At 62.5% G+C, this 21197-nt stretch carries 23 protein-coding genes and 1 tRNA gene; 11 read left to right on the forward strand and 13 right to left on the reverse strand.

Annotation, left to right across the window (positions count from 1 at the left end; genetic code table 11):
- Nucleotides 1-33: 33 nt before the first annotated feature.
- From Pan216_RS01580 to Pan216_RS01610, 7 genes are all read left to right on the forward strand, one after another.
- Entirely contained in the window at nt 34-498 is a 465-nt protein-coding gene (locus Pan216_RS01580) for a CBS domain-containing protein (RefSeq protein WP_145253861.1), read from the forward strand.
- Between the two features lie 89 nt (nt 499-587).
- Nucleotides 588-2474: a 2-oxoacid:acceptor oxidoreductase subunit alpha gene (locus tag Pan216_RS01585; protein ID WP_145253864.1), complete on the forward strand. Its 1887-nt coding sequence runs from the start codon at nt 588-590 to the stop codon at nt 2472-2474.
- 130 nt (nt 2475-2604) lie between these two features.
- Nucleotides 2605-3627, forward strand: coding sequence for a 2-oxoacid:ferredoxin oxidoreductase subunit beta (locus Pan216_RS01590; protein ID WP_145253866.1), 1023 nt, complete (start codon nt 2605-2607; stop codon nt 3625-3627).
- 32 nt (nt 3628-3659) lie between these two features.
- The gene (locus tag Pan216_RS01595; RefSeq protein ID WP_419193146.1) at nt 3660-4160 is read left to right on the forward strand and encodes a CBS domain-containing protein; all 501 of its coding nucleotides are present in this window, start codon (nt 3660-3662) and stop codon (nt 4158-4160) included.
- 161 nt (nt 4161-4321) lie between these two features.
- The gene (locus Pan216_RS01600) at nt 4322-4720 is read left to right on the forward strand and encodes a bifunctional nuclease family protein (RefSeq protein ID WP_419193147.1); all 399 of its coding nucleotides are present in this window, start codon (nt 4322-4324) and stop codon (nt 4718-4720) included.
- A 135-nt stretch (nt 4721-4855) separates the two neighbouring features.
- Nucleotides 4856-4929, forward strand: a tRNA-His gene (locus tag Pan216_RS01605).
- A 36-nt stretch (nt 4930-4965) separates the two neighbouring features.
- The gene (locus tag Pan216_RS01610; RefSeq protein ID WP_145253872.1) at nt 4966-5625 is read left to right on the forward strand and encodes a PH domain-containing protein; all 660 of its coding nucleotides are present in this window, start codon (nt 4966-4968) and stop codon (nt 5623-5625) included.
- Nucleotides 5626-5667: 42 nt separating this feature from the next.
- Here Pan216_RS01610 and tsaE read toward each other — a convergent pair whose 3' ends face one another.
- Nucleotides 5668-6186: a tRNA (adenosine(37)-N6)-threonylcarbamoyltransferase complex ATPase subunit type 1 TsaE gene (gene tsaE / locus Pan216_RS01615; RefSeq protein WP_419193148.1), complete on the reverse strand. Its 519-nt coding sequence runs from the start codon at nt 6184-6186 to the stop codon at nt 5668-5670.
- A gap of 177 nt (nt 6187-6363) precedes the next feature.
- Here tsaE and Pan216_RS01620 point away from each other — a divergent pair, with 177 nt between their 5' ends.
- Nucleotides 6364-7563: an Lpg1974 family pore-forming outer membrane protein gene (locus Pan216_RS01620; RefSeq protein WP_145253875.1), complete on the forward strand. Its 1200-nt coding sequence runs from the start codon at nt 6364-6366 to the stop codon at nt 7561-7563.
- Between the two features lie 12 nt (nt 7564-7575).
- Here Pan216_RS01620 and metG read toward each other — a convergent pair whose 3' ends face one another.
- From metG to Pan216_RS27960, 4 genes are all read right to left on the reverse strand, one after another.
- Nucleotides 7576-7905, reverse strand: a complete 330-nt coding sequence (gene metG, locus Pan216_RS01625; protein ID WP_145253878.1) for a methionine--tRNA ligase subunit beta — start codon at nt 7903-7905, stop codon at nt 7576-7578.
- A gap of 561 nt (nt 7906-8466) precedes the next feature.
- Entirely contained in the window at nt 8467-8853 is a 387-nt protein-coding gene (locus Pan216_RS01630) for a hypothetical protein (protein WP_145253881.1), read from the reverse strand.
- Between the two features lie 188 nt (nt 8854-9041).
- Nucleotides 9042-9977 carry a DUF1559 domain-containing protein gene (locus tag Pan216_RS01635; RefSeq protein ID WP_145253883.1) on the reverse strand — a complete coding sequence of 312 codons (936 nt, stop codon included), beginning with the start codon at nt 9975-9977 and terminating at the stop codon, nt 9042-9044.
- Between the two features lie 248 nt (nt 9978-10225).
- A complete protein-coding gene (locus tag Pan216_RS27960; protein ID WP_419193149.1) occupies nt 10226-10384 on the reverse strand; it encodes a hypothetical protein in 159 nt (52 codons plus the stop codon).
- A gap of 126 nt (nt 10385-10510) precedes the next feature.
- Between Pan216_RS27960 and Pan216_RS01640 the strand changes: the two genes are divergently transcribed.
- On the forward strand, nt 10511-11476 hold the full coding sequence (locus Pan216_RS01640) for a DUF1559 domain-containing protein (protein WP_145253886.1): 966 nt from the start codon (nt 10511-10513) through the stop codon (nt 11474-11476).
- Between the two features lie 54 nt (nt 11477-11530).
- On the opposite strand, the gene Pan216_RS01645 is transcribed toward Pan216_RS01640, so the two are convergent.
- Nucleotides 11531-12358, reverse strand: a complete 828-nt coding sequence (locus Pan216_RS01645; protein WP_145253889.1) for a c-type cytochrome — start codon at nt 12356-12358, stop codon at nt 11531-11533.
- Between the two features lie 461 nt (nt 12359-12819).
- Here Pan216_RS01645 and Pan216_RS01650 point away from each other — a divergent pair, with 461 nt between their 5' ends.
- Nucleotides 12820-13509, forward strand: coding sequence for an O-methyltransferase (locus tag Pan216_RS01650; RefSeq protein ID WP_419193150.1), 690 nt, complete (start codon nt 12820-12822; stop codon nt 13507-13509).
- 176 nt (nt 13510-13685) lie between these two features.
- On the opposite strand, the gene Pan216_RS01655 is transcribed toward Pan216_RS01650, so the two are convergent.
- The 6 genes from Pan216_RS01655 to Pan216_RS01680 form a co-directional block, all read right to left on the reverse strand.
- Entirely contained in the window at nt 13686-14306 is a 621-nt protein-coding gene (locus Pan216_RS01655) for a DsrE family protein (protein WP_419193151.1), read from the reverse strand.
- A 422-nt stretch (nt 14307-14728) separates the two neighbouring features.
- Complete coding sequence (locus tag Pan216_RS01660) at nt 14729-15799, reverse strand: NAD-dependent epimerase/dehydratase family protein (RefSeq protein ID WP_145253897.1); 1071 nt, start codon at nt 15797-15799, stop codon at nt 14729-14731.
- 236 nt (nt 15800-16035) lie between these two features.
- Nucleotides 16036-16320: a hypothetical protein gene (locus Pan216_RS01665; protein ID WP_145253900.1), complete on the reverse strand. Its 285-nt coding sequence runs from the start codon at nt 16318-16320 to the stop codon at nt 16036-16038.
- 57 nt (nt 16321-16377) lie between these two features.
- On the reverse strand, nt 16378-16836 hold the full coding sequence (locus Pan216_RS01670) for a hypothetical protein (RefSeq protein ID WP_145253901.1): 459 nt from the start codon (nt 16834-16836) through the stop codon (nt 16378-16380).
- Between the two features lie 572 nt (nt 16837-17408).
- Nucleotides 17409-17765 (reverse strand): SPW repeat domain-containing protein, encoded by a 357-nt coding sequence (locus tag Pan216_RS01675; RefSeq protein ID WP_145253903.1) that lies wholly within the window; start codon nt 17763-17765, stop codon nt 17409-17411.
- A gap of 330 nt (nt 17766-18095) precedes the next feature.
- Complete coding sequence (locus Pan216_RS01680) at nt 18096-18743, reverse strand: vitamin K epoxide reductase family protein (protein ID WP_145253906.1); 648 nt, start codon at nt 18741-18743, stop codon at nt 18096-18098.
- Nucleotides 18744-19004: 261 nt separating this feature from the next.
- On the opposite strand from Pan216_RS01680, the gene Pan216_RS01685 reads away from it, so the two are divergent.
- Complete coding sequence (locus Pan216_RS01685; RefSeq protein WP_419193152.1) at nt 19005-20162, forward strand: BBP7 family outer membrane beta-barrel protein; 1158 nt, start codon at nt 19005-19007, stop codon at nt 20160-20162.
- Between the two features lie 286 nt (nt 20163-20448).
- Here the strand turns inward: Pan216_RS01685 and Pan216_RS01690 are convergent, their stop codons facing one another.
- Nucleotides 20449-21159 (reverse strand): hypothetical protein, encoded by a 711-nt coding sequence (locus Pan216_RS01690; RefSeq protein WP_145253912.1) that lies wholly within the window; start codon nt 21157-21159, stop codon nt 20449-20451.
- Nucleotides 21160-21197: the final 38 nt, after the last annotated feature.

The following is a 21197-nucleotide window of genomic DNA, read 5'->3' on the forward strand; positions in this document are numbered from 1 at the left end:
GGACGTGGGTCGTTTCCAGGCGGGGGCCGCTCCATGGAGCCACTTCAGATCCTCAGAGAGGAGCCGATCTCTCGACTCGGGGAGTTGCCGCTCAGCACGGTCTCTCCGGAGCAAACCATGCGGGATGCGGTCGCGGTCATGCGTGACGCCCGCCGTGGATGTGTCCTCATTTGCCGCTACAAGATGCCCGTCGGCGTCGTGACCGAACGGGATGTTCTCAAGCGGCTTGGTGCGAGCCAATCATTGGACGTTCCCGTGAGCGCGGTCAGTACGGGGGAAGTGTGGGCGGTCAAGCGATCCGATTCGCTCGCCCACGCGATCAGCATGATGACGAGCCATCAGTGCCGTCACCTCCCCGTCGTCGGCGAGCGTGGTGAAGCCGTCGGGATTCTTTCCGTTCGGCGGATCGTCCGAGCCTTAGTCGAATTGTTTCCAACGGCGATCTACAACCTGCCTCCCGTGACGCTTCCCATCCGGAAGGAGCGAGAAGGCGCCTAGACAAGCCGAGCGCGGCCCCTAAGGACAACCAAAGGGCGTTTCGACATCCGAGCAGGGAATCAGCCAAGACACGAGGAGCCACCATCAGCATGTCTACCGCCTCCACCGATCGCGGCGCGGAGAATGAGTACGAGTTCGAGGAACGCGAGTCGGTCATCATTCGCTTCGCCGGGGATTCCGGCGACGGCATGCAACTAGTCGGCGGCCAGTTCACCAACGCCTCGGCGGTCTACGGCAACGACGTCAGCACCTTCCCCGACTTTCCCGCCGAGATCCGCGCCCCCGCCGGAACCTTGGCCGGCGTCAGCGGCTTTCAAATCCACTTCTCCAATCACGACATCAAGACCCCCGGCGACGTGCTCGACGCCCTGGTCGCGATGAACCCCGCGGCCCTGAAGACCAATCTGCCCGCCCTCCAGAAAGGGGGCGTGCTCATCTGCAACACCGATTCGTTCACGCTCAACGACCTCAAGAAGGCCGGCTACGCCGAGAACCCGCTCGACGGGCACGGCATCGACGACTACATGGTCGTGAAGATCGACATGACCCGGCTCAATCGCGACGCGGTCGGCAAGGACACGCCCCTCTCGCAACGGGCCGTCGACCGCTGTAAGAACTTCTTCGCCCTCGGGCTGCTCTACTGGCTCTACGATCGTCCCACCGATCCGACACTCAACTGGATCAAGCAGAAGTTCGGCAAGATGCTCGACGTCTGCGAGGCCAACGAACGCTCCCTGCGCGCGGGCTACAACTACGGCGAGACCCTCGAACTCTTCACGCACCGCTATCGCGTCAAGCCGGCCAAGGACACCCCTCCCGGCAAGTACCGCCAGATCATGGGCAACCAGGCGCTCGCCTACGGAATGGTCACCGCCGCGAAGATGGCGCAGTCCGAACTGGTCTACGCCACCTATCCGATCACGCCCGCCAGCGACATCCTTCACGAACTGGCCAAGCTCAAGCACTTCCGCGCCCGGACCTATCAAGCCGAGGACGAGATCGCCGCGATGGGAGCCGCGATCGGCGCCGCCTATGGAGGCAAACTCGCCGCCACGGGAACCAGCGGCCCGGGACTCGCTCTCAAGGCCGAGGCGATCGGATTGGCCGTCATGGCGGAGCTGCCGGTCGTGATCGTCAACGTGCAGCGTGGTGGCCCCAGCACCGGCTTGCCGACCAAGACCGAGCAGGCCGACTTGCTCCAAGCGATGTTCGGCCGCAACGGCGAATGCCCGGTCCCGATCGTCGCCGCCGCCCATCCCTCCGATTGTTTCACGATGATCCAAGAGGCGTTCCGCATCGCGGTCGAGTTCATGACGCCGGTCATTTTCCTCTCCGACGGCTACATCGCCAACGGGGCCGAGCCATGGAAGATCCCGGAGATCGACGGCATCAACAAGATCGAGATCAAGTACGCGAGCTCTCCCAATGGCAACGGTTCGGCGCAAGCCTTCCAGCCCTACACCCGTGACGAAAAGCTGGCACGCCCCTGGGCCCCTCCCGGCATCCCCGGATGCGAGCACCGTATCGGCGGCCTCGAGAAAGAGGCGATCACCGGCAACGTCAGCTACGATCCCGAGAACCACCAGAAGATGATCCACCTTCGCCAAGAGAAGGTCGACGGCATCGCCAACTCGATTCCCGAGCAAACGGTCACCGGCCCGGAGGAAGGAGACCTGCTTCTGGTGAGCTGGGGAGGAACCTTCGGCGCCGTCAGCACCGCCGCGGCGAAAGCTCGCGACAAGGGACAGTCAGTCGCCCACGCCCACTTGAAGTATTTGAGTCCGTTCCCCAAGAACTTGGGCGACCTGTTGGGTCGCTATCGACAGGTTCTGGTGCCCGAGTTAAACATGGGACAACTAAGACTTCTGTTGCGAGGCCACTTCCTCGTCGACGCCAAGGGCTACAATAAGGTGAAGGGACAGCCCTTCTACGTCTCCGAACTCGAGAAGGCGATCGATGGTCTTCTCGAGGATTAGAAACCGAACGCTCAACGCGACAGCACCATGCGGAAGTTAGATTCGATAGCCATTCGCCCCCATACGATCATCTCGCGGAGGACGCGGAGGAGATTCCGCTCCGTGGCGTGAGCCAACGAAAGGAACTTCTATGTCGACCGAGTCGGGTCTCAACGTCCTTAAGCCGAAGGACTTCGCCAACGATCTCGAAGTTCGCTGGTGTCCAGGCTGCGGGGACTATTCGATCCTCGCTCAAATGAAGAAGGTTCTTCCCGAACTGGGGATTCCCAAACACAAGATTGTCTTCATCTCGGGCATCGGCTGTTCCAGTCGCTTTCCCTACTACCTGAGCACGTACGGTTTCCACACGATTCACGGACGCGCCCCGACCTTCGCCACCGGCCTGAAGATCGCCAATCCCGAATTGTCCGTCTGGGTCATCACCGGCGACGGCGACGGGCTCTCCATCGGCGGCAACCATCTGCTGCACGTCATCCGCCGCAACGTCAACGTCAACATCGTCATGTTCAACAACCGGATCTACGGCCTGACCAAGGGCCAGTACTCCCCCACCTCGCGCGTCGGGCACAAGACCAAGTCGACGCCCTATGGCTCGATCGACCGCCCCCTGTCGGCTCTGTCGGTCGCCCTCGGCGCCGAAGCGAGTTTCGTCGCCCGCTCGCTCGACGTGAACATCAAGCACTTGGGCGAAACCCTCAAACGCGCCGCCGGCCATCGCGGCGCCTCCTTCGTCGAGGTCTACCAGGACTGCAATGTCTTCAACCACGAGGCCTTCTCCTACGCGACCGACAAGGAGGTCAAAGCGGACAACACCATCTACCTCGAGCACGGCAAGCCGCTGATCTTCGGGAAGGATCGCCACATGGGGATTCGCCTCAACGGCACCGACCCCGAGGTCGTCAAACTCGGCGAGGGGGTCCGCGAGGACGACTTGCTCTTCCACGACGAGAAGGCTCCCGAGCCCAGCCTCGCCTACCTGCTCTCGCGGATGAGCTATCCCGAGTTCCCCGAACCAATGGGGGTCTTCCGCTGCATCGACGCCCCGGTCTACGAGGAACAAGTCGACGCCCAGGTCGAGAAGGCGGTTGAAACCGCGGGCGACGGGGATCTGGATAAACTCTTCAACTCCGGCGATACTTGGACGGTGGACTAATGTTGGCCTGTCCCGCGTGTGGAGCCGAGAACATGCTCGGCGCCGAGGAATGCGAGGCGTGCGGCTACGATCTCACCGATCTGAGCCGTCCCGAGTCGGCCTCGTCGTTCGAACGGAGCTTCCAGGACAAACCGGTCCGATGCCTGCGGGACCATCCGGCGCTGACGGTCCTCGCCAACCAATCGGTTCGCGATGTCCTCGGCCTGCTCATGCAACGCGACGAGGGATGCGCGGTGATCGTCGACGATCAAGGCAAAGCGATCGGCGTCTTCAGCGAGCGCGACGCCCTCATGCAGGTTGCCGACGAGGAGGAGGACATCCTCGATCGCCCCGTCGGCGAGTTAATGACAACCGAACCGGTCACGGTCGAGGCCGACGCCCCGATCGCCTTCGCGCTGCATCAAATGGACCTCGGGGGCTACCGCCATCTTCCCTGCGTCGACGAGAAGGGCATTCCGGTCAGCATGGTCTCCGTGCGGGATATCGTGACCTTCGTCGGGCACCGCTTCCTCGAGGGAGAGGCGCCCGCCTGACGCCCCCGTCGTCGCCGACTGGCCGAGTTCCGCCGCCCGACGGAGGGCCGAGACGAGAGAAACCTCGACCCGCCCCCCATATCATGACAGGACTCGCACGCTCCGCCGCGATGGCGCGATGGTCGGAGCCGCGCGAGATCGCCAACGAGAAGGAATCGCCCGTGTCCGTCTTGATGTCCCTGCGACGCATCATCATCAGTGAGATCCACGAACAACAGTTCGTCGAGCTAAAGGAAGTCGAGGGCGGGCGCAAGTTCACGATCGTCATCGGAATCTTCGAGGCGACCAGCATCGATCGCCGCGTGAAGAAGATCCCCTCGCCCCGACCGCTGACGCACGACTTGCTCGTCAACGTCATCGAGCAGATGGGCGGGGAACTGCGCGACATCCTGATCTCGGAACTGCGCGAGCACACCTATTACGCCCGATTGCGGGTCGCGGTCGGGGGCGAGATCCTCGAAATCGACAGTCGTCCCAGCGACGCGATCGCGATCGCCGTCACCGCCGACGTGCCGATCTACGTCAACGAAGAGGTCCTCGACGAGGTCGCCAACGAGTAAGCCGGGTGGGGCGATGCGATGCCCCGTCGTCGAATCAGTCAACCGATCGGCTAGACCGTTGAAAATACCCCCCTCTGGCGTACGATAATGGATCGTGGCAACCCGCGACGGCGGATTGTCCACTGAAGACTGATGGTGGATGTAGCTCAACTGGTTAGAGCACCAGATTGTGGTTCTGGGGGTTGGGGGTTCAAGTCCCCTCATCCACCCTTCGAAACGCGGGAAGCCCAACAACGAGGACTTCCATGGATCGGATCGAATGTCCCGCGTGCGGGACGCCGGCCAAGGCGTCGAGCGACATGGCTGGCCGAAGAGTTCGCTGTCCCACGTGCGACCATCCGTTCCAAATTCCAATCACCCACGCCACGGTCGCCGCCGTCGCCCCAACGCCCGACGGGGACGATGCCATGCTCGAACCCATTGACGACGATCCCGACGCCCCCGACTCGCCACGCGCCGAGCACATCCTCTGGGAGGGGCAACCGTCGGTCATCCGCACGCAGCCGATCCGCACGATGGCCAAGTGCGTCATGCTCCTGGTCGGGGTCATCCTGCTTTCGGTCTGGACCTTCGGCGGCGGGGCCTGGGTCTTCCTCTTCGGAAGCCTGCTGATCTTCTTCGGCGCGGTGATGCTGCTTCGCTCGGTGATCCACGCGATGGGGACCCGGCTGACGATCACCAACAAGCGATCGACCCTTCGCCGCGGTCTCCTCTCGAAATTCACGACCGAAGTTCGCCACAAGGACGTGCTCAACCTCCAAGTCCGCCAAACCATCTTCGAGCGGTTGCTCGACACCGGCACGATCGAAATCTCCTCCGCCGGCCAAGGCGACATCGAGATCCAAGTCACCGGCCTCGTCGATCCCGACCGCATTGCCCGCATCGTCCGCAGCCACCAAAATTGATCGCGCGAGCCTCCACCATTTCAAAGTTCCCGCCTGATCGGGCTACGCCTGTGAGGTGGCGATGTCATCGCCGACCCGTGACTTCCAGTCCTCGAGCAGTGACGACATGTCACCGAAGACAATCGCGCGCAGTCGTCGCGAGGTCTCGCCAGTCACCTCGAGGGTGAGTTCCAACCGCTTGGGAGGCAGTGCCTCGGGGACTCGGTCGGCCCATTCGACCAGCGAGATCCCGTCGCCGTCGAAGTACTCCTCGGGGCCGATGTCCAGAAAGGCGCCATCGGAGGGGAGCCGGTAAGTGTCGAAGTGGTAGATCGGAAGCCGGCCGGCATACTCTTGGACCAGCAGAAAGGTCGGACTGGTCACCAGCCGCGCGTCGGGCGTCTCGAGCCCCTCGGCGACCGCGCGCACGAAGAAGGTTTTGCCCGCCCCCAGTGTCCCGATGAGCCCCACCACCAACCCCGGAAACGCGATCGCCCCGAGCGCGTGGCCAACTCGGCGTGTCTCCTCCTCGCGGGCGAGTTCAAACGTTAGCGTCGTCACCATCACCGTCCATCGATCCATGATTCCCATGTTGCCCGACATCGTACGCGGCAACGGACCCAAGATTAACGAATACTCCAGTTATTCCAATGAATCCGGTTGCAATACTCCGACAAGAGAGAGAGGAACGAAGCCAATCGTCGAACATTGGGCAGCGCGCGGAACTTGAGGGCTCTGCGTGGGCTCGGGGGCACTGACATGACGAAGGTCGCCTGGCAATCCGTCATCGTACTCTGCCTCGCCGTGGGAACAGCCGCAGCGGGCCCCATCGACAGCGACCAGACGGGACCAGCGTTCCCCTCGCTCCCTACTTCCGCGACCGCTTCACCGAAAGAACATCGAGGCGATGCCATTCCGGTCGAATCGGCCACCGCCCCAGGGAAGCTTCAACTCACCAGCCTCACCGAGGTCGACACCCCCGACGACGAGGCGTCGGTGGACGATAACCCCGTCATCGATGGCTCCCTCCTTGCGTGCCGGGAGTGTGCGTGCGTCGCCGGCCCCCGCGGCCACTGGTCGGCCGGCGCGGGACTCTACATCATCAAGCCGTTCTTCGAGAACAATCCCGCCTACTCGGCATTCACTCAGGGGGCTGGGCCGGGCGTCCGTCGGGACATCAAGCAACGAACCGCGGCGGCGCCTCTCTTCTGGCTGGGCTACCAAACCCCGAGCGGACTCGGCGCCCGCACGCGTTGGTGGTTCTTCGACCAGCGCACCGACGAAACGTTCGCCTTCACGTCCGCTCCCGGACAAACGGTGACGATCCTCGCGGCGGCCCCGCTGGGAGCGACCATCATTCAGAACAACGCCCAGGCCATCAACGTCTCCAGCAAGCTGCGACTCCACGTCGTCGACCTGGAAGCCTACGACGAGTTGGACCTTGGCCGCTGGAACCTGCTCCTCGCCGGAGGAATTGGCTACGCCAACATCGCGCAAGGCTACGGCGCCCAGCAGACCCTCGCCTCCGGGCAGCTTAGCAACCCGCTGTCCTCGGACAGCTACTTCACCGGCTTGGGCCCGGTCCTCGCTCTCGAGGCGCGCCGACGGCTCGGTTGCCGGGGACTGAAACTCTACGGCAGTGCTCGGGGACGTTTCGTCTACGGGAGTGCTGGACAGACCGTGACGGGAGGCGACGAACTCAACGGCAGCCAATCGCTTCATCGGCTCACGCTCGTCTCGATCGGAGAGCTCGAAATCGGTGTGGAGTACGATCGACGCATCGCCTGCCGACGTTGGTTCGGCCAAGTGGCCCTCGTCGGGCAAGAGTGGATTGGCGGCGGCAACGCCTCGGGCAGTTCCCGCACCAACGTGCCCACGACGATTCCCGTCTTCAGCACCGACAGCGTCGGAAACTTCGGCTTCTTCGGTGCCGTGGTTCGGTTGGGCGTCGAGTTTTGACGGGCGAAGATCTTATTTGATCTTGCAGCCGCTGGGGATCTCCTCGTCGGGGCGCAGCAAGAGGACGCGATCGTCGTGACTTGCCGCCAGGAGCATGCCCTGGCTTTCTTCCCCGCGGAGCATCGCCGGTTCGAGGTTGTTGACGATCACGATCGTCCGGCCGACGAGGGCCTCGGGCTCGTAGTGGCCACGAATCCCCGCGATGATCTGCTTCTTCTCGTCGCCGACCTCGACTTGCAGGAGCAGGAGCTTGTCGGCGTTGGGATGGGGACGAGCCTCGACCACCTTCGCGGTGCGAAGCTCGAACTTCATGAACTCTTCGATGCTGACGGTTTCGCTCATCGGACGTTGGCTTCCTTTGCACATGCCCAGAAGAAATGCAGGCATCCTAGCGTCCCCAGCACCCGATGGCAAACGGGGCCCCGTTCAAAGAGCCTCGCGTCGCTCCCCCATCTACCAACGAAGCCTACTCCGACTGCTCCCCCTTGTCCAAGGGGGAGATAGAGGGGGTCTCTTCCTTCCTCTGTCCTGGGTGGCCTCGGTTACTTGTCGACCGAGGTGGCAAAGCCCCAAGAGCCCTCGGATGACGCAGCCATTTGACGATCAATCCGCGAGGGGGACTCTTGTTCGCGATGCGAACCCAGATTGGCGAGCAATCTGGGCCACCCGACCAATCCGACTGCTCCCCCTTGTCCAAGGGGGAGATAGAGGGGGGTCTCTTCCTTCCTCTGTCCTGGGTGGCCTCGGTTACTTGTCGACCGAGGTGGCAAAGCCCCAAGAGCCCTCGGATGGCGCAGCCATTTGACGATCAATCCGCGAGGGGGACTCTTGTTCGCGATGCGAACCCAGATTGGCGAGCAATCTGGGCCACCCGAGTCCACAAGATCCACCCACGCGAGAACGCTACTTCGTCGTCAGTTCAAAGGGAGGGAGTTCGTTCTCCTCTTCGGCGATCGTCGCGGTCAGTACCGACTGGCCGTTGTACTTGTCGGGGATGATCGAGACGACGACCTTCTCGCCGTATTCGTCCTTCTCCATCGTTTCCCGATGGGCGGCGAAGCGAACGATCTTCTCGCCGGGAGGCGCTCGAAACTCGAAGGTCCCATGCTCGACCCCTCCCATCGCCGCGCTGCCTGAACCGTCCTTGGGGTCAAGCACGACACTCCCCTTCTCGACGGGTTCGCCATCGAGCGTCACCTTGCCTCTCACGAGATAGGTACCCGGAGCGTGCGACGCTCCACAGCCCAGCAGAAGGCCACCGACGAAGAGGACGAAGCATTGGCGTATCACGGAATAATCCTCACCTGTTCAGCCCGAAAAGGGCACTTCAAACGACCCCTTCCGATGGGTCATCCACGCTAGCACTCCCGCGGCCGCGGACCACCTCACCAAGTCGCGACCGCCGACTCTCTTTCCCTACCGACCGTTGAACGACTCGATGCCGGCCGCTTCATTCAACGACCTGACACACGAGCGTATCAGAAGTTGTCGATGATCTCGTTGCCCTGGATCGTCCCCAACCCTTGGAAGGTCAACTGATCGATCCCGTCGGAGATGTAACGAACGCTGCCGTCGGCGAGCGTGAACTGGGCCCCGCCCAAGTGCCAACTGCGCGCGTGCGTCTCGGTCGACCCACCGGCGCAGCTTCGACAAGGGACCAACTCGGTACCATTGCAGTACTGAGCGACGTCGCCGACCGGCGTGTTCGGGGGACGGAGCGTGGTGAAGGTCGCGTTGCCGTGGTAGGTGTTGTGGTAGCGGCCGCGAAGGTCGTGCGTGCCACCACAGACGACGTTCCCGGGGCCCGAGGCGGCAATGGAGTCGCTTTGGAGCCGGATCTCCCCGAGCATGATCGTGCTTGAGGTGCCATCCTGGATGTCGGAGAATTTCACGCTCGAGATGGGATAGAACATCCCGTCAGTGACCGCGAAGGTGTTGTTGGCGCCGGCGTTGGTCGAGCCGTGGCAGGGGATGTAGTTGCCGTGAAAGCCTTGCTGGCCCGTCTTGGTCAAGGGATCGGCGGGGCATTGAAAGAGGGGAACGACCGTCGTCGCCTCCGGCCAGGAGCCCGGAAACTGATTGCCTTGGATGCGAGGGACGAACTGGTCGTAGAGAGCCTGTTGATCGACGAAGGGCAAGATCAGGTGGAACCAATTCTGCCGCGAATTGCTCGATCCGGCGGGAGGACCGGTGCCGTTGATCTTGGTGATCGTGGCGAAGGGCAACACGCCGTGCGTGTCGACATAGTTGTGCATTGCGACGCCGAGCTGCTTGAGCTTGCTCGCGCACTGGGTACGCCGGGCCGCCGCCCTGGCCTGCTGGACCGCCGGCAACAAGAGGCCGACGAGCACGCCGATGATCGCGATCACCACGAGTAACTCGACAAGGGTGAACCCCCGTCTCTTCAGGGACATGCTAGAACTCCTCGGTTCCTCCTCCCCGCTAAAGAAAGTTAATGGTCGCGGCCCCTAGAGCCTGCCTAATAAAATCGGAAGCGCGAAGCTCCCGACAGAAGTGCGTGATCAAGCTCGGTGAACCATCGACCTTGACTTCCTCTCTCGACGAGGATCAAGCTAGATGACGATGGACACCCCCCCATATGTGATCCTGCTCGGTGCGACGAGCCCTGTCAAGGAGCAACTGACGGGCGGAGCGACAAAACTCACGTCCTACCCATCCAGAGATCGGCGGCGGCGGTGATCCCCAAACCGGTCGACTCCCCCGTCGACTCGAGCATGCGCGGCGGACGCCGAAGTTCTCTCTCCAACCAAAAGATGTCTCGAGACATCTTCTCGACGACGAGGGCGCCTACAATCACCACGAAACGACCGTTCTCTCCGCCACCGCTTTCGCAGGGATCTCGGCACTCCGCCCGGCGTGCGCCACGAAACGAGTCTCCCGGCAGGTTTCTCTCCTTGGAACTTCGATCGAAAGAGGATTCAGCACGATGTTCTACACTTCCCGCAAGCGGTGTCCCTCCGCCTTCACCCTCGTCGAGCTCCTCGTCGTCATCGCGATCATCGGCATCCTGGTGTCGCTGCTGATTCCCGCGGTGCAGCAGGCCCGTGAAGCGGCACGGCGGATGAGCTGCGCGAACAAGCTCAAACAAATCGGTGTCGCGATGCACAACTACCACCAGGCGCACGCGACCTTTCCGATGGGAAGCTCCTACTCGCTCGGGCGTTCACGGCACGCGTGGACGGAGCTCGTCATGCCCTATCTCGATCTCCAACCGACCTACGATCGGATCAATTTCGAGATCGATTACAACAGCGGCACCAACAAGGCCGTCTTTCTCAACGAGGTGTTCCCCGCCTATGCCTGCCCGACGAACCCGAATTCCGCGTCGCTAAGGCCGATGATGGGTGATTGGCGGGGCTGGAGCAGTGACGAGGCAATCCAGGGACTCTACTATCCCCTCTGCGCCGGCTCGATTCGTCCCGACTTCGGAACGCCCGACTGCCCCGTGAGCGATACCACCACCGCTCACTGCATCACCGAGCAAAAGACGGAGACCTCCTGGCACGTCTCCGCGGCCTTCCGCCCCTACTGGCAACGGACGCCAGGTATCGCCAACCGCTCGCCCTATGGGGCCCGACTTCGTGAGATCACCGACGGCACCAAGTCGACCTTCATGGCGGGCGAACGCAACGCCGAGACGCTGTACTGGGGAGCCGCGTTCACCGACAACTTCCCGATCGCCTTCACCGGGCAACGGCTCAACAGCCCCAGCATTCGGCGCGATGCCGCCAACTACTACCGCAACAACGGAGGCTTCTCGAGCACTCATCCCGGCGGGGGGAACTTCCTGATGTGCGACGGCTCGATCGTCTTCGTCAACGAAACAATCGACTTCGACGTCTACACCGCTCTGGGCGACAAGGCTGACAATAGGCTGACACCAGGTTTCTGAGCAAGAGAACCGCGCCGGTCGCGAGCCTGGTGCCGCCACCCAGGCGTCTGCCTCTTACTCCGCCTTCTCGGCGTTGTACTCGCCAAGTCGATGGCTGGCCGGTAGGTGCTCGCGCAAGACGAACTTGGGACGGGGCTTCGAATTGACGTACGCCGCGATGTCGAGCACATCGCGTTGGCTGGCGAGAGGTTCGCCGGGAGGCATCGCGACCTTGAGCCACGACGCCAGCTTGTGATTGGTCGCCAGGCCGGCGCCGCTGTTGTAGGAACGCGGTCCCCACACGGGCGGGGCGTCGTCGAGGCCTTCGCCCCGCTCCCCGTGACAGTCGGCGCAGTGCCGCCGATAGAGCGTCGCCCCCCGTTTGGGGTCGGCCGCGGCTCGCTCCTGCTTGATCAGCTTGAGATGGTTCGGCCCCAGCGGTTTATCGTGGTTCATCGTGATCGGCTGATCGGACGACAGCCAGGTGATGTAGGTCGTGATCGCCACCGAAACACGGCTACCCTTGGGAGGACGGACACCGTTCTGACTTCGCATGAAGCAATTGAGCACCCGATCCTCCAAGGTGATCACCCGCTGCTCGCGCGGGGACCACGCCGGGTAGGCGCGAGCGGTGCCAAGAAAGGTCGCCGCCCGCGGATGGGTTCCCGCCTCCAAGTGGCACGAGGTGCAGTTGAGCGAGTTGCCGACATAGGGCTTGGCGAGGGGATGCTCCTGGGTTCTTTTGACGAGTTCCTCCCCTAGGCGCACGGTCTCGCCGAGCTTGCCGGGAGGATAGAGAGACCTCTTATCCTCCCGCTCGTTGGCGGAGACATGAAAGGAGACGAAGAGGGCGAGCGTTCCCGCCATGCCGACCAAGAAACCGGTGGGCAACGGTTTCGTCATGTTCCTGGCCTTCCTATAGCCTCGAAACCACGGGGGTTTCTCCAAGGTGGGCGGCGGCGAGCGACCAGGAGGGCGCGCACCGCCAAAGTTGATGAGAAGCGGGCGTCGCTTCCCTTGGCCACTACGTCATCTCCCGCCCCACGGTTCACGAACACCCCCGTCGCCTTCCCGAGTGTCCGACGGCGCGGCTTGTGGAATCAACGACGCAACCGCCCGGACGATCCCAGGGAGCATGCCCGCAAACAGGCAGCTTTCCCGGCGACGACGACCAGATCGCCTATGGATTTCCGGAGGTCTCGCCCCTACGCTGATCTCGGAACGCATCCCGCTTCGGCCTCGACGGGCCGTCGCCAGCCGCAAGCACCTCGCCAGCCGGATGCACCACGTACCCGGTCATCGTTCGGCATCCCGCGTCTGGCGCGTGCGCGTCATCGCCGGCGATGCCAGGAGGCAACGAGAAGATGTTTTCCCAACAAACCGTGACCATCGCGTTGGTCATCACCGTGTTCGCCGCGACCCTCGGACTCGCCTATGCCCAACGTGGCCCGGGAGGCGGAACCGAGCGACTTCCAGGCGACGTCGAACTCGAAAAGGGGCCGTTGGCCGCCAACGACTTCGAGAAGAACGCGTTGGTCGTTCTCGAGGACATCGCCGCGAACCAACGGTTCCGCAACGTTCCCGAACACGATGGCCGGCTCCTGCGCATCCTCGCCCAGTCGACCGGCGCCAAACACATCGTCGAGCTCGGCACCTCGACCGGCTACTCGGGGATCTGGTTCGGGTTGGCTCTCAAGGAGACCGGCGGCAAGCTCACGACCTACGAGATCGACCAGGAGCGAGCCTCGACCGCCCGCGCCAATTTCAAGCGTGCCGGCATGGAGGAGATGATCACGATCGTCGAGGGCGACGCTCACGAAGAGATCAAGAAACTTGACGAGTCGATCGACATCATCTTCCTCGACGCCGACAAGACCGGATACGTCGACTATGTGAACAAACTGCTGCCCCACCTTCGTTCCGGCGGGTTGATCCTCGCCCACAACATCAACCCGCGCATGGCCGACCCGAAGTACATGGAGGCGATCACGACCAACCCCAATCTCGAAACGGTCGTCCGCGGCGGCACCGCCATCACCCTCAAGAAGAATTGACCCGACAAACCGTTCGTGACGCCAACGAGTAGAGTGGGACTGTGGCCCACCACACAAGTCGGATGACTTGGAGCAAGCGCGACGTGCCGCCAATCGACGTCTTCTCCGCATGCCCACCCGCGGTGTGGGCATGGCACCCAAGAGGTCGTTGAGCGACGATGCGACTCGACGGGATCTCAATTCCCGAGCGGGATGTACGCGTAGCCGTCGGCTTGATGGTTGACCAGCGCGACCAACGCGGACGTGACCAACGGGATGTGATCGGCGACCTGCTCGGGGGTCCCCTTCTTCGCGGCCAGCGCCTGTCCACAGAGGTAGACCTTCACCCCGGCCTGTTGAAGCTCCTTGTAGAAGTCCAGGTGCGGGTTCTTCTCGACGCCGAATCGACTCGCGTAGGCTTCGTCGTTGAGCGCCGTCAGGGTCGCCCCGCCGTGTAGGACGATCGCGATGTCGACGTTCGCCGGCTTCTTTCCCGCTCCCTCGTAGATGTTCACGAAGCGGGCCACCTTCTCGACGCCTGAGTTGAGCACGTCGGGTTTCCCCGAACGGGTGATGTCGACGACGATCTTGCTCCCGTCGCGAGGCTGCTGGGCCGCGTCGGGATACCGAACGACCGCGCCGTGGCTCTTGATGATGGGGTTCCAGTACTTTGGCCCCGCGCTTGCCGCCGCGGTGTCTGCCTCTCCGCCCCGCTCACTGCGCTCGGCGCGAACCAACCGCGGTCCGGTCACGAGCAGCAAGGCCAAGGTCGTCCCGGCGACCGCGCCGAGACCGAGGAACGTCGTCCACTTCTTCACGAAAAACCCTTTCTGTAGGCGAGAAACGGGGAAAGGTTGGTCGAGGCTGGGGAGAGCGCGTCGCCGCGTCTCCACGATCGAGAATAGTTCCTCGAAAGCGACAGGGGAAGCCGAACTTGGCGTGCCAGCCGCCCGCTCGTTGGGTCGAGAAGAAGATCGAGAGGGGTGGGAAGGGGCCGACGCGAGCGAGGAGGCGTTCTTCCGATGGTGGCCGGAAGCTCACCCGCGTCGACGTTGTGGAGTCGTCAGCATCTGGGCGTTACGTGAGCCCCTTTCTCACGGTCGTGCGGGAGCGTGCTCAATCAGAAGCGTTTCCCGTATGACCACGGCCAGCGTGGGCTTGGCACCCGGCACGCTTGATGACGGGCGTCATCCGCTGGTCCACCGCCAGCGTGAGCACGTCGCGAGAGCGACGCGGAGCGTCAATTCGCGACCGCGTTGGGAACCTCGAGCCCGTGCCGCTGGTACCATGCCTCGGGGTCGCGTTCCAAATTCGCCACCATCTTGGCGATCATGCCGCGAAGCGAGTGTTTGGGCGTCCAGCGGAGGTGACTCTTCGCCTTGGTGATGTCAAGCTCGTAGTGAGCATCCGCCAAGTCGATCATCCAGGTCTTGATGAACGGATCGTCCGTTCCTGGCAGGTTGTCCTTCGCCCACGCTCCCGCCTTGGCGACCATCTTCGGAATTCGGATCACCGGCCATTCCTGCCCGTGGATCTGCTCGCCCAGACGCTCCTGCATCTCGCCGTAGCTAACGACATCCTCCTCGCCGATCAGAAAGACCTCTTCCCGATCGAGGTCGTGACGTCGCTCGACCGTCGCGACCAAACAGGCCACGACGTCTTCTCGGTGGACGAAGGACTGTCCATGATTGGGATTCCCCGGATAGACGTAGCTCTCGAGTTCCCGCTCACGAATCCGCTTGATCTGTTGCGAGATCGGAATCGAGTGACACTCCTCGTCGTAGACGCCCGCGATGCGGTGGATGACGAGCGGGATGTCGCCGTGGTGCCGCTTCAACAGTTCCTCGGTCTCGAGCTTCGACTGCGGGTAGGGCCATTCGGCTTGCGTCGGGAAGAGTTCGGTCATCGCGATCCCCGGCTCGGTCGGTTTCATGACCAAGAGGCTGCTCGAGAAGACGAACTGCTCCACGTCGATCGCTTGTTGCCGCAGTTGCTGGAGTAGCCGTTCGGTCCCATTCACCGTCAACTCGTCGTAAAGGGGGCTGTCCTCGCCCGAGAAGTCGTAGTAGGCTGCCAAGTGAATGACACTCGCGAGCCTGCCTTCGGACATCTCCTTCACGCGTTGTATCGCCCGAGTCACCTCCTCCGAGTCGGTGAGGTCGACCTTCACGGTCTCGGCCCCGTTGGCGGTCTCTGGGATATCGTTGTCGAGTCCGATCACCCGGTAGTTCGGCGCCAGGGCCAGCGCCGTCGCGCGGCCTAAGAGCCCACTGCTACCGGTAATCAGCACCGTTTCTCGCTCGCGATCCATTGTTCCACCTTCCCTTTCCATTCCTCCGTCGATGAACTGTTGACTTGTCGTTGTCGGCCTCGCGACGAATCTCGTCCCCTCACGTCCGGGGGGTCGGCCGAATGAGAGACCTCTGCCGCATGCCCACGCGAGCGCTATCCCGATGCCCGACTCGATCTAGGGTTGTGAACCCACGATCACTTCTCACTGGCTGACCAGCATTCAGTGCCACCCGAACCTTTGGATCTGACAAGGCACTAGAAGCCGCGATGAGCGAACTGCTCGGTCTTCTTGTCAGGAGCCGAGGCGTCGCGGCGTTCCAGATCTCGCGACGCGACCACGCTCGCGATCGCCATCCCGACGATCGCTCCGGTCACCATCGAGAAAAGAGCCATGCTCAGCAGTGTCGGGATGGTCACTTCGGCGATCAGCAGAATGACGGCCATCGTGACGACGGTGAGCGTGACCGCTCCGGCGAGCGCGGCCTTGCCGTGCAGTCGCCAAGGAGGTTGTCCAGCATGCTGGATGTCAGGTCGTGGCATTTCGTGTCCCTTCCTTTCGTGCTTGCGCCGATCCGACGACGATTCGTCAGGCCGACGTTACTGCGCGTCCTTGAACTGGAGGCTCGCCAAACTCTCCTGCTTGAGCCGTTCGTGGCCGACTTCGTAGAGGTTCGCGAAGAACTCCTTGGTCGAGGGAGACGGAGCTATCTTCGCGAGTTGCCGATAGAGCTCGACGAGATGCTCCTGGAACGAAGCGACTCGTTCCACCACGTCGTCGTAGCTCAACCCCGCATCGAGCGACTTCCCTTCAAAGGCGGCTCTAGCATCGTGCTGGGGCAGGTATTGAAACCACGTGTTGAGGATTTTCTCGGCCTGCTCCTCACCCAGTTGCTCGAGCTCGTTCTTGAAGTCCTCTTCCAGCGTGCTCACGTAGTCGATCAAGAGATGAGCCCGCTCGTTCTCGGCCTGGTAGGCGACTTCCGAGTAGTACTCCTTGACCTGGGCGCGGAAGTCGCGGATCCCTCGAAGGATGTCTTTGACTCGTTCGTATGACATGGCATCGACCTCCTCGGCGATGAGTGTGAACGTTTGGATGGTCGAGGCGTCCGCCACGGCCATGGGGTAGGCAAGAGCGGTGCGGCGATCGCGGCATTGCTCTTCCTTCCTTTTGACGTCGCAATCGCCATGCCGAGTCGCGCGGTGTCCGTGAATATTGGTCGGTAGCGCGTCGACTTGAGGCCTACTTCGCCGGAGGGGTGTTCAGCGGTGCGCGGGAAGGGATCGGTAGGCTCGTTGTCGCCACGCTAGTGTCCTGATTGGCAAGGTCGCTACATGAAACCGATTCCCTCAATCACGCGGAAACGCGCCGAATCACAGGCGTTTCCCGCATGCCCACGGCGAGCGTGGGCATGGCACCCAAGAGTCTTCTGGGCTATGAAGGAACCAATCAGGACTCTAGGGGAAGCCGTGACAGGTCGAGTCGACGCTCGCCCGGGAAGAGGTCTGATCGCGAACAGGCGCCGATTTCGGCTCGATTCGTCGGGATCTCTCAGAGTCAGCCGCGACCACTGGTCACAAAAACACCAACCTGCGGTCTGCATACCCAGGTTTGGGCGATCGCTCGCCCCTCAGTTGAGCGACGGCTGTTCGTCGAACCAGTGCTCCGGTGGCCGACTCGCGTGGTTTGGGACGATCGCGCACATCATTAACAACAGGCCGATCATGATAGCGCTCTGGAGCGCCGCGGGAAGCGGGTACGGATGCGAGAACCGTCCATAGGCCACCAGCGCCGCACCGACCACGACCAACCCGAGATGCGCGTGCCGCGTTGGCCCCCAGTACGACCCGAGCGCCAAGAGGATCACGGCAAGCGCCGACCCGAACTCGACCAGCGTCAACGAGGGAACCGACTCGACCCGCTCGAACAGAAACGGGCTCATCGCCAACCAACACCCAAGCATCGCTTCCACCACTCGCGCCCACATCGCGTTCTCCCTCGTCCAACCGTTGTTTCCACTATGAAGGTTCGCCTCCGGGTGCCGTGCCCACGCTTGCGTGATCCGGTTACTATGCCCACGCTTGCGTGATCCGGTTACTATGCCCACACTTGCGTGATCCGGTTACTATGCCCACGCTTGCGTGATCCGGTTAATATGCCCACGCTTGCGTGATCCGGTTAATATGCCCACGCTTGCGTGATCCGGTTAGTATGCCCACACTTGCGTGGGCATGCGGCATGCGGCGAGCACCCATCATTCCAGGCAACTCCACCCCCGACATGGCTCGTCCACCAACCTCTTCCCGTGGCGACCAACTCAGGCATTCGCCCCAACGAGCAGCTCGCGTTCGATCTCGTCCATCACCGGCACCGGCTGGCTCCACAGCGCGTTCCACACCATGCGGGTGTCGCGCGACTTCTTCCACACGAGGTAGAGATACTTCAGTGACGAATAGACCTCGTCGAAGGCCATGTAGACGAGAATCAGCGAAATGATCGCGGTCACGATGCAGAGAAAACACCACTGCCCCACAATCGTGGCCTGACAGAAGACCAGCAGCGCGCTGACGAAGCCGAGCGGGATGACGTCGATCCCGAAGAGGATCACCATCCAGGGCCGATATTGCCACCGCCGTGTCGATCCGGCCAACCCATACACCGCGTCGCCCAGGTACGCGAAGGCTCCCAACGCCGCGTCGGGAATGCCGACCCAGCGATGGATCATCTCCGCGACGTTCGACTTGAGCACCTCTTCGCTCTGCTTGCCAAAAAAGGGATCCCAAACCTCGTCGATCAGCCCCCACTGATAGAGCGACAGGTGGATCGCGATGACGCACGCGATCGAGGCCAGGACGCAGATCGGAATTCGCTGCGACCACGCCGCGGGGTTGTACGAGAAGGGTGGCACCGCCACTTCCCAGTCGGCGTTCTCGGCTGGATACCCCTGGTTGGCTCGGACGCCCATCGGTTCCTCCCTCGCGACATGCCCACATGTTTTCCGGCCAACCCCTCGGTGACCCCGCCAGGGACGGAAAGCACATCCCATGCCAAGAGACGACAACCAACCCCCGCTTCGTCACCACCCCTTTCTTCGTCACAACCGCTAATTTCGCACGCGCTCGATCACCACCTCGAGCCAGGGACGCTGGACCCTCCGCCGTGTCCGGGTCGATCCATCCGAGGAGAGCTTCCCCCGAACACCAAGCCCCAATCCCAAGCGAGTGCCATGAGAATCACGCTCACCTTGATGCTCGGGCTCGCCGCTAGCGGGTCGCTTTCCGCGGGTGATCTCGACGCTGGCCATGGGATCGACGCGAGTCCCCCGACGCTCCGGTCGGGCTTTCGGGGTTCCGCCGAGTACTTGCTTTGGTGGATCAAGGACGCCGGGGTGCCACCTCTGCTAACCGAAGGGGGAACCGGGATCGTCGGGACGCCGGGAACGACCATCGCGGTCGACAGCCTCGACTTCGCCGACCGCTTTCGCCAAGGCGGCCGCTTCACGCTCGGCTACCGATGGGAATCGAACCCTCGCGTCGGTGCCGAGGTCGCGGGGTTCTTCCTCGATGACCGCTCCTTCGAGACGAGCTTCGCGTCAAGCGGCAACCCGGTCCTCGCGCGGCCCTACACCAACGCGGTGACCGGCCTGCCCGACACCACGCGGATTTCGACCCCCGGCGTCGCCTCGGGCTCGTCGACCATCGCGTCGCAAAGCTCCTTCTGGGGAATCGAGCAACTCGGCTCGTACCTGCTCGTCGATCGCGAACACCATCGCTTGGGTCTCTTCGGCGGCTTTCGTTTCGTGGAACTCGACGAGCGGCTCACCATCGACGAACAGTTCGACGTCGACCCCAGCGTTCCCGGCTTCGGCGGCAACCACGTCTTCCTCCAGGACCAGTTCCAAACCGACAACAACTTCTACGGCGGCACCCTCGGCGTCCGGTCGACGCACCGCTGGGGACGGTTCCACCTAGACCTGCTCGGCAAAATCGCGCTTGGGGACATGATCCAGACCGCTGACATCAACGGCCTCACCCATGTCGTCGCCGCCGACGGAACCGTCACCGACTTTCGCGGTGGCCTGCTCGCGCTGCCAACCAACATCGGCGGTCATCGCCAGCACCGCTTCGCGGTCATCCCCGAGGTCGGCCTCAACCTCGGCTATCGTCTTTCGCGATACCTTGAGCTCTCCGCGGGCTACTCGCTGCTTTGGATCAACACCGTCGCCCGTCCCGGCGACCAGATCGACCCGGTGATCAACAACTCGCAATTCCCGATTCTCTCCGGCAACGGCCCCCTCGTCGGTCCCGCCCGTCCCTCCTTCACCTTCCACACCACCGACTTCTGGGCCCAAGGCCTTACCTTCCGCCTCGCGGTGACGTACTAACAGCCCGTTGATCTATTCGCTGCCGGCTGCGAACGGCTCTTTTGACCAATCTCGGCGTTGGAAAACCTCGACGAATCTACCGATTCGCCTGCGTTCCGCCTCCTTGATCTTGGCCAACATGGCTCGTTCTCGCCTTGGCCCGCTTAAATCAACGGACTGCTAAACTGTCGTAGCGTCCTCCCCGATTGCCGGTGGACGGATGTCAGCCTGTGTTGTTGTCGGCACGAATGGGATGGCCGGTCTCGATCCATCGTTCCCTTGCGGAGGGCAACATCGTCTCAGACGCTTACTCTTCGTTCTCATCCACTGAGCCCGATCTCTCGGTGATATCCGCCAACGTCACGTCGGCGATCTCCGTGCGGACGGCCGCGAACCGCTCCTGCTTCTTGGGGTCGAGAACGCCGAACACGCGGCGGACGTGCCAACGAAAGCCATCGGTCACCTCCCACCGCGGAACATCGTCCGACGAGAACCGATCGAGGAAGTGACTCAACTCCGGTTCGTCGAAGACAATCTCCCCCTTGAACCGCAAGCCTCGTTCGAAGAGATGCTGTAGCGGCAAACCTCGGAACCGCCTTCGCAGTCCCTTCCACGGATACCGGTGGAACCAACAACCGAACTCCGACTCCGGATAGTCTTTGGCCCGTTCCTCAAAACTGACCAGACCGGTTTCGAAGTTCGCGATGTCTCCGTAGAGTCGCTTGGCGTGCTCTCGGTGATGGGCAAGGTAGGTGGGATCCAAGTCTGCGCATTGGGAGTGATAGTACTTGACGCAGCGATCGCAGATGCGCGCACAATCATTGAAAACGTGAACGCGTTCCCCTTCCGTCTCCTCCCTCGAGAGATCGCGGTTGTGGGACACAAAGATGTCGCAGCTAAAGACGACGCACCCGACCGCGTTGCTCGCGTACGGCTTCGAGGCCGCCTCCCCGCAAAACCAACAGAGGGGATCAGACGGAAGACCGCGTTCCAATTCCCACGATGAACTCGGCGGCATTCGAACGGTGTCCTCAAGCGGCTCTTCGTCGCGGCGAC

The organism is Kolteria novifilia (assembly GCA_007748055.1).
Taxonomy (GTDB): Bacteria; Planctomycetota; Planctomycetia; order Kolteriales; family Kolteriaceae; genus Kolteria; species Kolteria novifilia.

What these genes read in the sequence shown, in the direction of transcription:
- Pan216_RS01580 (WP_145253861.1), top strand. Translation starts at nt 34, where the DNA reads ATGGAGCCACTTCAGATCCTCAGAGAGGAGCCGATCTCTCGACTCGGG.
- Pan216_RS01585 (WP_145253864.1), top strand. Translation starts at nt 588, where the DNA reads ATGTCTACCGCCTCCACCGATCGCGGCGCGGAGAATGAGTACGAGTTC.
- Pan216_RS01590 (WP_145253866.1), top strand. Translation starts at nt 2,605, where the DNA reads ATGTCGACCGAGTCGGGTCTCAACGTCCTTAAGCCGAAGGACTTCGCC.
- Pan216_RS01595 (WP_419193146.1), top strand. Translation starts at nt 3,660, where the DNA reads ATGCTCGGCGCCGAGGAATGCGAGGCGTGCGGCTACGATCTCACCGAT.
- Pan216_RS01610 (WP_145253872.1), top strand. Translation starts at nt 4,966, where the DNA reads ATGGATCGGATCGAATGTCCCGCGTGCGGGACGCCGGCCAAGGCGTCG.
- tsaE (WP_419193148.1), bottom strand. Translation starts at nt 6,186, where the DNA reads ATGGATCGATGGACGGTGATGGTGACGACGCTAACGTTTGAACTCGCC.
- Pan216_RS01620 (WP_145253875.1), top strand. Translation starts at nt 6,364, where the DNA reads ATGACGAAGGTCGCCTGGCAATCCGTCATCGTACTCTGCCTCGCCGTG.
- metG (WP_145253878.1), bottom strand. Translation starts at nt 7,905, where the DNA reads ATGAGCGAAACCGTCAGCATCGAAGAGTTCATGAAGTTCGAGCTTCGC.
- Pan216_RS01635 (WP_145253883.1), bottom strand. Translation starts at nt 9,977, where the DNA reads ATGTCCCTGAAGAGACGGGGGTTCACCCTTGTCGAGTTACTCGTGGTG.
- Pan216_RS01640 (WP_145253886.1), top strand. Translation starts at nt 10,511, where the DNA reads ATGTTCTACACTTCCCGCAAGCGGTGTCCCTCCGCCTTCACCCTCGTC.
- Pan216_RS01645 (WP_145253889.1), bottom strand. Translation starts at nt 12,358, where the DNA reads ATGACGAAACCGTTGCCCACCGGTTTCTTGGTCGGCATGGCGGGAACG.
- Pan216_RS01650 (WP_419193150.1), top strand. Translation starts at nt 12,820, where the DNA reads ATGTTTTCCCAACAAACCGTGACCATCGCGTTGGTCATCACCGTGTTC.
- Pan216_RS01660 (WP_145253897.1), bottom strand. Translation starts at nt 15,799, where the DNA reads ATGGATCGCGAGCGAGAAACGGTGCTGATTACCGGTAGCAGTGGGCTC.
- Pan216_RS01665 (WP_145253900.1), bottom strand. Translation starts at nt 16,320, where the DNA reads ATGCCACGACCTGACATCCAGCATGCTGGACAACCTCCTTGGCGACTG.
- Pan216_RS01670 (WP_145253901.1), bottom strand. Translation starts at nt 16,836, where the DNA reads ATGTCATACGAACGAGTCAAAGACATCCTTCGAGGGATCCGCGACTTC.
- Pan216_RS01675 (WP_145253903.1), bottom strand. Translation starts at nt 17,765, where the DNA reads ATGTGGGCGCGAGTGGTGGAAGCGATGCTTGGGTGTTGGTTGGCGATG.
- Pan216_RS01680 (WP_145253906.1), bottom strand. Translation starts at nt 18,743, where the DNA reads ATGGGCGTCCGAGCCAACCAGGGGTATCCAGCCGAGAACGCCGACTGG.
- Pan216_RS01685 (WP_419193152.1), top strand. Translation starts at nt 19,005, where the DNA reads ATGAGAATCACGCTCACCTTGATGCTCGGGCTCGCCGCTAGCGGGTCG.
- Pan216_RS01690 (WP_145253912.1), bottom strand. Translation starts at nt 21,159, where the DNA reads ATGCCGCCGAGTTCATCGTGGGAATTGGAACGCGGTCTTCCGTCTGAT.